Source organism: Vibrio sp. M260118, assembly GCF_036533755.1.
In the GTDB taxonomy this organism is placed as follows: domain Bacteria; phylum Pseudomonadota; class Gammaproteobacteria; order Enterobacterales; family Vibrionaceae; genus Vibrio.
The window spans coordinates 1-9,233 of record NZ_JATABG010000122.1 but is presented as its reverse complement, the minus strand read 5'-3'; the positions used below and the strand labels follow the sequence as shown (position 1 = coordinate 9,233).

Annotated in this window: 9 protein-coding genes; 3 read left to right on the top strand and 6 right to left on the bottom strand. The window is 44.2% G+C overall.

Annotated features, from left to right (window positions below; all coding sequences use genetic code 11):
- From QTO00_RS09325 to QTO00_RS09310, 4 genes are all read right to left on the bottom strand, one after another.
- A partial coding sequence (locus QTO00_RS09325; RefSeq protein WP_331424482.1) for a septation protein IspZ occupies positions 1 to 312 on the bottom strand: 312 nt, incomplete at its 3' end.
- Between the two features lie 84 nt (positions 313 to 396).
- Positions 397 to 624 carry a hypothetical protein gene (locus tag QTO00_RS09320; RefSeq protein WP_331424480.1) on the bottom strand — a complete coding sequence of 76 codons (228 nt, stop codon included), beginning with the start codon at positions 622 to 624 and terminating at the stop codon, positions 397 to 399.
- Positions 625 to 863: 239 nt separating this feature from the next.
- The gene (locus tag QTO00_RS09315) at positions 864 to 3,383 is read right to left on the bottom strand and encodes a hybrid sensor histidine kinase/response regulator (RefSeq protein WP_331424478.1); all 2,520 of its coding nucleotides are present in this window, start codon (positions 3,381 to 3,383) and stop codon (positions 864 to 866) included.
- Complete coding sequence (locus QTO00_RS09310) at positions 3,376 to 4,569, bottom strand: acyl-homoserine-lactone synthase (RefSeq protein WP_331424475.1); 1,194 nt, start codon at positions 4,567 to 4,569, stop codon at positions 3,376 to 3,378. Before QTO00_RS09310 ends, QTO00_RS09315 begins: the two co-directional genes overlap by 8 nt.
- Before the next feature lie 563 nt (positions 4,570 to 5,132).
- Here QTO00_RS09310 and ihfA point away from each other — a divergent pair.
- A complete protein-coding gene (gene ihfA / locus QTO00_RS09305; protein WP_004746689.1) occupies positions 5,133 to 5,426 on the top strand; it encodes an integration host factor subunit alpha in 294 nt (97 codons plus the stop codon).
- Positions 5,427 to 5,558: 132 nt separating this feature from the next.
- On the opposite strand, the gene QTO00_RS09300 is transcribed toward ihfA, so the two are convergent.
- Entirely contained in the window at positions 5,559 to 5,879 is a 321-nt protein-coding gene (locus tag QTO00_RS09300) for an HI1450 family dsDNA-mimic protein (protein ID WP_331424473.1), read from the bottom strand.
- Between the two features lie 2 nt (positions 5,880 to 5,881).
- A complete protein-coding gene (yeiP, locus tag QTO00_RS09295) occupies positions 5,882 to 6,448 on the bottom strand; it encodes an elongation factor P-like protein YeiP (protein WP_038205103.1) in 567 nt (188 codons plus the stop codon).
- 132 nt (positions 6,449 to 6,580) lie between these two features.
- On the opposite strand from yeiP, the gene QTO00_RS09290 reads away from it, so the two are divergent.
- Both QTO00_RS09290 and QTO00_RS09285 read left to right on the top strand, forming a co-directional pair.
- Positions 6,581 to 7,348: a nucleotidyltransferase domain-containing protein gene (locus QTO00_RS09290; RefSeq protein ID WP_331424472.1), complete on the top strand. Its 768-nt coding sequence runs from the start codon at positions 6,581 to 6,583 to the stop codon at positions 7,346 to 7,348.
- A gap of 84 nt (positions 7,349 to 7,432) precedes the next feature.
- A partial coding sequence (locus tag QTO00_RS09285) for a PTS sugar transporter subunit IIC/EAL domain-containing protein (protein ID WP_331424471.1) occupies positions 7,433 to 9,233 on the top strand: 1,801 nt, incomplete at its 3' end.

Below are 9,233 nucleotides of genomic sequence, written 5' to 3'. Positions count from 1 at the left end.
AAGCATCGCCTTAATTGCGGACTTTCCTGTCAGGTGGCTGATTACTAGTCCAAGGGCGAAAATTGCGTAGACAATGGTGACTTTCCATTTGATGAAGTTGTCGTCGTGAAGGAAAAGAGTCATCCCGCCAAAAACAGCGACCATCAAAAAAGTGATGATCTGGATTTTTTCCACTTTTTTAAACATTAGATAGGTAATGACGATTTGAATCGCGGTAGCGACAATCAGTGCGCCTGTCGCTACGAAGATGTCCTGCATTTTGTACAGGGCGAAGAAGATAATTAGGGGTACAAAGTCGAGCAGTTGTTTCATTTAATTAGTCTTGATCAATTCAATTACACGCAGTCTAACGAAATCAACTAACCCGAGAAACTACAAACTTAAATTTCACTGCTTTTAGCGCAAAATATGGTGTTTGTAGTCCTCTAAATAACCCTCGCTGAGGAGGCTATCGACGGTGAATTGCAGCTCTTCATCACTCATCGAGAAGCAACTTGACTTGCCAGTCATGCCATTGAGGTATTCATGGTACTCCAACTCAGTGAAGTGGCCGATTCTATCAACCAATAGACACTTAATACCTTGATGAATAAGTCTATAGTATGTGTGACGTTGAACTTCCATAACGTGCTCCTGACTTGCTAATTGGCGACGGCTAGCCGCTTTATACTACTCACGTGGATTAAGCATATTCGGTGCCAATAATGGAGTTCGACTAGTTAAACCCCGCTAGGCTATTAAAAAGGCATAGGAAGTTCTTACAATGTATCGACGAGTTGAGAACAACAGAACTAAGTTGGGGCAATTTGAGACTCAAAATAAGGCAGGCGGTTGCCAATCAATTGACGAACAACCGAGCCTTTTTAATGTACTGGGACGTTGAGCGTGGAGCGTAAAATCGCCTGTAGAGCCTCTTTGGTTGTTGGCTTAGACAAACGGCCATCCATCAGTTCACTCATACGGAGTACATCCTGTTCTCCTGACTCCCCAGATAAAGCGATAATAGGAATGGCAGGGAAAGACTGCTTCATGATGCTTGCTGCCTCGAAACCGTTCATAATTGGCATCTGGATATCCATAAATACCAGGTCGATAGGGTTATTTTGAATGATCTCGATCGCGACTTTGCCATTGTTAGCTAAAATCACGGAATAACCTAATTGCTCAAGGTAGAGTTTGACTAAGGTTCGTTGGATTTCCTTATCATCGACCACTAAGATCATGTGGGATTGAGTGACCTCGAACGTTAGTTCAGTCTTTGCTGTTGTAGCCTCGGTAGCTGCAACCGGGACTTCAGGTTTAACTTCTGGTCTGAGTGTGCTCAGTTGCTCGACTGCGATGTTGGCTGCAGGGAAAGTCAATGTAAACTCTGTATAGTGTCCTACTTCTGATTGACATTGAATCGAACCGCCAAACGACGCCATGACTCTTTGACAGTACCCAAGCCCCAGACCGCTGCCCCCACTCTTGTTATGACTAAAAAAGTCGTCAAAAATTCTTGCTAGTAGGTTCTCTGGTATTCCTGGACCGGTGTCACGGAATAGAAGGTGGTTTTCATATTGGCCTCTTTGTGTAGATATTTCTATTCGGCTATTGGGGAACGAATCAAAATAGTACAGAGCGTTGCGTAGTAAGTTGAACAACACAAAATTAAACAAGGTGTCGTTAATTTTTACCACGTAATCTTGTTCAACATTGATTGAGATTCGCGCACGGTGCTCTTCGTGTTCAAATCCGTACAAATCAACCGTTGTTTGGATTGCCGAGGCAATACTGGTGGGTTCAGTAGGCTCAAGTGCTAGGGAAGAGTGATTGACTTCGCGCAGTATAATGTCAATCAGTTGTCGACCTCGGTCAACGGCCAGTTTTCCTTTAGCTACATGACTCATCAGTGTCGGGTCAGGGGAAGATTTATCAACCAGGAGATCGATATACTCAAACTCTAGCTGTGCTTGAGCGAGTGGGTTTCTCATCTCATGTGCGATGGAGTTTGCCAGTGCCTGAGACTGTTTTATCTTAAGATCTGCATTGATATAGCCTTGTGCTTTTTTGAGTACCGTTTGTAGGGCTTGAATTTCTTCTCCGTAAAATAAGCGGCCATTATGTTTTTTGCGTGCGATGAGCAGGTGCGAAACATGGTTGTTGTTATCGAAGATGGGCAGCACCATGGCGATATCGTTGCTATCCATTTTTTTATAGAGTTTTCTCAGCGAGAGTACCTCGCGTTGATTCTGCAACTGCGGAATAGAATCCTCAATTTCTTCAAGTACCAACACGCTGTTGGCAGATTTTAAATGCTTAGTATACAGAGGTTCATCTAGCAGATTCGACACTAATTGAATTGAGTCGCTACTCACGCCGAGAATATTGGCGACTTTTCGCAACGGTCTATCGACTGATTTTTGAAAGTCACTCGCTAAATCATAGATTTTGCGCTGCGGTGACAGAGCATCGTTAAACACAACCTCACTCGCAATTCGCTCACATTTCCTATAGACCCATCTCCAACTCATACCAGTAAATAGGGTAGCGATAAGAACGATAGTTAGAATATTTTGTGTATCAGTCGACTCAATCACTAAGATTAGCGGAATGGTTAATCCGAAAACGGCTAAAGAGACAGTGACCGTTCGGTACATGATATGACGGCTGCTATAAAAGCGCGATGTCACCAATGCATAGCCCATTAACATCATTTCGGAAATCGACAGTGCCGGTGGCAGCCACGCCATTGAGAAGTCGGTGTATATCATAGGTACGACAACGTGGATGGCTAATGTCGATAGCATAAACACGCTAATACCAAATAGCATGTAGAGCGACTTAACATGTTGCAACGGCTTAGCATTGCGCGCGTATTGAATGACACATCGGAATGATTGCAATATCACGTACAGCACAACCAGGAAAAAGTAAGAGGTCGATTCACCAAACTTGAGAACGAATTGACCCGCAGATTCAATGGTTATGCCGAGTATCATTTTATAGTTGGCGAGGTTAGCCGCGACGACTAAAACCGAAACGATCGCTAGTACGGCGATCTCAAGCTTCATCGTTTTAGATTGGGCTAGGGAGATACAAACTAGGTAAGCACAAGCAAATGCAGAGTAGGAGAGTAGGTTTGCGGCTAGCGCTGCCACTATCGCGGCCTGTTCTCCAAGCTGAATCAGCAATGGCGAGTAAAAATATGCATTGGTGAGAATCCAGCCGAGAATCGACAGCGAATAACACATATAAGGGCGTTTGATCTGCTTTAGGCGTGAGCCTTTCGCTTGCTTGGTCGATTTATGGAAATAGAGGTTCCATTGCAACACAACAAATGAAACGAGAGTAAGCAGTATGAATACCGGGTGCAGCTGCAAGCCACCTAGGGAATCAAGCATCATTTACCTCTTTACTGCGCACTTTACTTCTCACCATCTGTTTGTACTGCCTAAAATCGATGGAAGAGTATTGGAAGTTAAACGCTTCCACAAGCCACATTCCTCTAAATGTTGGGCTGGCTTCACCTTCTATGATATAGCTGGCTAAGTTTACATAAGCATGACCACTAAGCTGATCGTAGAAATTGAGTAGCCATGGGTTCTCAATAATGGTTTGGGCGCACTGGTATCCAGCATCGTTCAAGCATTGCGCCATTTTTTTCTGCGCCAAGTAGAACAAGTACAAGCGCTGTACTTTTTGGCCCGCGACAGTTAAGCGCAAAATCTCACAAATGGTTGAGTGAGAGTTGAGGTGAGCGATGCAGTTGGCGTCAAACTCCTCTAGTGTATCAGCCGTTGAGGTAAGTTGATCAAATGAATCTGTGTGATTCAGTGCTCGTACTGATTGCTCATTGAACTGGCACTGCCAACCCGAATGCTGGAAAAAATGTGTGTGGCTAAGCCACTCTTTGCGCTTTAACCCGCTGGTAATCATGGCGCTAGATGCTAAGCAAGGGTGGCTATGCTCGTTAGGACAATGGAGCAAAATGAAATGGCACCCAGTGGCAGACAAGTCAATCAGTGGAAGAAGCTCGTACCAACTCTGTTCAAGTACAAATAGGTCAATGTTGGCGATGCGCAGTGCGTCACCCAGCGAATAAAGCCCTTCACGATGAGGTGATGATACGACGAGAGATGAAGTCTCAACGTTTTCTATTAGTTGACCTGAATAATCTGCATCATTAAAGGTAATGCCTGGGGCGAGGGTAGAGCTACCCACTTGGTGTTTGCTGAGCACTTCAAGCTCGATGTGCGCCCACATTCTAGATAGTGACCCAAAGTGCTTTATCGCGACCTTTTCTAAGGCTTGATTGAGTTCTTTGCTTGCACTGCTTGTGGCTGTACCGCCTTCACAGACTAACTGGGCGTATTCTTTACTTTTATATAGGGTGCGCAGGTTAGCTTGCTGGAGTCGCGGCGTTACGCTGTATGCTATTTGACAGCGTTTATTGATTAAAGATTCGAACAGACTACGGTAGTGACAGCCTGACGGGTTATGAATTATTTCGTGAAATAGCCTTTGTAGAGACGTTTCACTAAGTACACCTTCGCCAAGGCAAGATGTAAGAGTAGCAAGTAATGTCATGTGAAATAGCCAACGTTTTGTTCATTATTCTTTCTTGGTTAAAACCAATCTTATTTTTTAGTTATAGGTTAGGAGTATGTGATCGGTGGTTTACTTGTGCAACAACTCTAATATGATACTTGTAGCTAGATCTCACTCCTTATTAAATATTCAATAACAGCATGTTAAATAAGTCCGCTTGAACAGTTCATTCTCAGGGGCAGTTCAGTTAGCCGAGTTGCTCATATTGATAGCTTTATCAGTGATTTCTTAGTCGCATCAGTACCTTATTTGGAGTGATAGCAGATTTAGATTAATATTTTGTTAAGCCAGATAATGACAAATAAATCATCTATTTATTGGCGATTAAGACTCTGGTTTGTTTGATGAAATATCGTGCTTTTAGTCGTCTATGTCGTTGTTTTTTCGTTTGATTTATCGTCATTACACAAAAAAGTTGGCGAAAATCATGAGCTTGGCATACACTTCCAAGGTAAAGCCGATATGTTGTTGATTGGCTTGGCGAAATGTTTTGGTGCTGTCCCCCGGGCGGCAATGTTTAACACAGCTTTGAGGAAAGTTTTATGGCGCTCACAAAGGCTGATTTGGCTGAGAACCTGTTTGAGAAGCTTGGATACAGTAAACGGGATGCCAAGGAAACGGTTGAGGCGTTCTTCGAAGAGATTCGTAAGGCACTGGAGAGTGGCGAACAGGTAAAACTGTCTGGGTTCGGTAATTTTGATCTTCGTGATAAGAATGAACGTCCAGGTCGAAACCCGAAGACAGGTGAAGACATTCCAATCAGTGCTCGTCGAGTAGTGACCTTCCGCCCAGGGCAAAAATTGAAAGCCCGCGTAGAAAATATAAAGGTTGACTAACTCTTAGTTAGCTAGAACGACATCCTATACAGGGCTAGGTTATTGCCTAGAGTTTCCCCCAATGAAAAACACCCCAGCTTAGGCTAGGGTGTTTTTGTTTGTGCATTTTATTGCGCTTAGTAGGTGAAACGTCTAGTCGCGTTTCCATAGCGCATGGCAGAACTTGTGCTCTGGATCGCGGCTGATCAGCAAGCGAGCAAACACATCGTCTAACACGTCATCTTGTTCATTGACTAGGCCGATACGAACTTCTGCGTATACTTCTTTGTCTACATCAAAACCCACGTGTTGAACCCAGTCATCACCGGTTTCTACTAACTCGGCTGCACCACGTTCGTCAAACTGGGCAGTGAACAGAATCACATCCGCAGGCTCTAGATTGTCGGGCGCCATTTCTAAGAAGATATCGTAAGCCGTATCCATGGCATCATCGTATGAGATTAGCTCTGCCATAATTACGCGCGGCTCATGTACTTGCGTTCAGTTGTATTGATAACAACGCGGTCACCAGTTGCAATGTACTCTGGTACTTGAACGGTTAGACCTGTTGCAAAGCGCGCAGGTTTAGTACGTGCTGATGCCGATGCACCTTTGATTGATGGGTCTGTCTCTTCAATCACTAGCTCTACAGCCGCAGGAAGTTCGATGCTTACTGCGTTGCCGTCAACAAGTACAACGTGCAGACCTTGAATCTCTTCGGTTACGAATAGTAGCTCGTCAGCGATTTCGTCTTGTTTGAAGGTGTATTGGGTGTAGTCTTCATTGTCCATGAAGATGTACTCGTCGCCATCAACGTATGAGAATGAAGACGCACGCTTAAACATATCAACGGTGTCAACAACGTCATCTGACTTATAACGTTCATCAACGCGAGCACCTGTTGTCAGATCTGTACAGCGCAGCTTGTAGATCTTCGCGCCGCCACGACCACCAGGAGTGGTTACTTCGATGTCTTTGATTAATAGCGTTTTACCATTAGATTCGATAGCAAAACCTTTTTTAAGCTCACTTGCCTTTGGCATGAACAATTTCCTTCGTATGTTAGGTGTTAGCCGGATTATATACCGACTCACGAGCTGAAGGAATATCTTGATTGATCCCTCGCGGTGAGCGAACATTAGAGCACTTAGTTCGATAAATTTGTTTGTAATCAGATGCATCTTTCCACAATCAACCCTAAACAGCCGTTTCAAGCTCAGTATCAACCTGCGATTAATGAGTTAGTGAGCTTTCTTAAAAATGGGCTTGGCGACAACCTACATAGTATCTACTTGTATGGCAGTGTTGCGCGCAAAACCGCTAAGCCAGGCTTATCTAATTTGGATGTGATTGTGGTAACCCATGAGTCGTTTAGCAATTTAAGAACGACGTTGTTCAATTCGATCAAATGGCGCTTTCAAAAGTCGTATCCTTTTATTACTGAGGTCTCATTTAAAACGGCACTGGCTTCTGAAATTGCAAGTTTAGACAGTATTTTTTCTTGGGGCTTTCAGCTTCGCCACTGCTCGGTGTGTATTTTTGGCGAAGATCTGTCGGAGTGTTTTGGTGACTATCAGCCAAGTTGGGAGATCGCAAAACACTGGAATATGGACGTAGAAGATTGGGTAGCCGTGTATCGAAATCGTATCGGACGCTGTGACAAGCCTGAAGATCAAATAAAAGCGCAGAAGATCATCGCCAAGAAACTGCTACGCGCCAGTTACTCGCTGATCATGCACAAAGATAAGAAATGGTTCGACGATCCAATCGAATGTGGGCAAGCCTTTCTTCGCTACCACCCGGATAAAAAGGTCGAGATAGAGCGCTTGGGAATTCTGTTGTCTGGCCGCTTGATTGCCAAGCGTTCGGTGGTGGGAATCTTAGATAGCTTTGGCAATTGGCTAGCTAATCAGTACAAGCGGACAGAGTTCAAAATCGGCTAAATCATCTAGGTCAACAGATCCTATAGATTTCAGAGCGTTCCGTGAACCATATGCTACTCTTATTGATAGAATTGAAGGGGGCGTATGGAAAGCAGGAAGCGTGTGTTCAAGCCTAGTAGTAAAATTAGCGGGATATGGTTTAATCAGTATTTAGTGCCTTCTTTGTACGCCATTAGAGAAGGTATGATTTGGCTAATACCTTGCCTAATGATCTCATCATTCTGCCTCTTTGCGGCGTGCATTTCTGAGTTTATTCAGGGCTATCGTTCAAACTGGGTAGAGGCTTTTTACCAGCTGCATAGTGGCATAGCGACGTTTTTCCCTTTCTTAATGACGGCCACTATCTCTTACGTTGTTGCTATGCAGTGGCGCCTTCCTAGACCTCCTGTCGCACTGTTATCTATTCTGTACTTAGTGGTCGTTGATAGTTTTATTCAAGGTGAGCAAATTGTACTCACGTTTAATATTGTGATGGCGATAGCAACGCCGCTGTATTCAATTCCATTGCTCGCTTACTTAATGCGGTATTCTGCACTGCACCTGACTCGTTCAGACTCAGCAGGGACGATTGTTAAAGAGTCACTTAACCTTGTTTTACCCGCGCTAATCACGGCGATCATCGTCATCGTGGTCAACATCAGTGTGTTTAGTGTTTTGGCCAACATTCCGTTTTTATCACTATTTTCTGTTGATTATGCCAATAGCCCAACTTGGTTTGGCGTGACCTTTGCCGCACTCAACTCTGCACTGTGGTTTCTTGGTATTCACGGTTATTACGCACTGCTTCCTTTGGTTGATGTGCTCCAAGAGGCGAGTAATTTAAACTACTCTACGGTGGCCGCAGGCGGTGAAGCTGTGTACCACATGAACATGTCCTTTGTGGGCTCTTTTGTATTTATCGGCGGCAGCGGCGCGACGTTGTCATTAGTGGTGGCACTGCTGTTGTTTGCTAAGCAGCGCAACTTAAAGTTACTTGCTATTGCGAGCATTCCCATTGGCATGCTTAACATCAATGAGATTTTACTCTTTGGCTTGCCTATCATTCTAAATCCAAGGTTATTTTTGCCTTTCTTGTTGTGTCCGATCGTTAATGTGTTGGTTAGCATGTTGTGTGTCTCTACTGGGTTGGTCGCGTCTTCTAGTGTTTCAGTGCCTTTCAATAGCCCAATTTTTATCAATGCATTTATGGCTACCAATGGTGATCTCTCTGCTGTACTGCTTCAGGCATTTAATATCAGCCTTGGGGTGTTATTGTATTTGCCAGCCGTAAAGCTGATGAACAAGGCCAATGATAAGCAGTCGATTCATATCAAAGCACTTGATACGACTTTCTCTCGCCGTGAAGAAGAGGCGCGTTCACTACTCGACGACCCAATCGGTGAACGTATTAGTGCAGAGCGAGAGACTCAGCAAGTCACTGATCAAATTGAATTGTTGAGTAGCAAAGAGTTTGTTTTGGAGTATCAGCCTCAAGTGTGCACTGCAACGGGAAAAGTGGTGGGGTGCGAAGCGCTGATGCGGACTCTTGATACCAGTGGCAAGATTGAGGGGCCATTTAGTTTTATGCCATGGCTTGAGAAGGCCAACTTAATGAAAGATCTTGATTTGTGGGTGGTTAAGCATGTGATTTCTGACATGAAAATCATGCACAAACAGGGTTATTTCATGCCTGTAAGCATTAACATCACTCCGGCCACCTTGCTCGATGACGAGTATTTTGATGCGATTTTGGAGCGAGTGACACCGCAAGCGAAATATATCCATTTTGAACTGACAGAAGAGACATTGCTGGTCGACCAAAATAAAATGTTCCTTAATTTTAACCGTCTTCAGCAGTTGGGCATCAAGATACACATTGATGATTTTGGGACAGGTTACTCGTCAT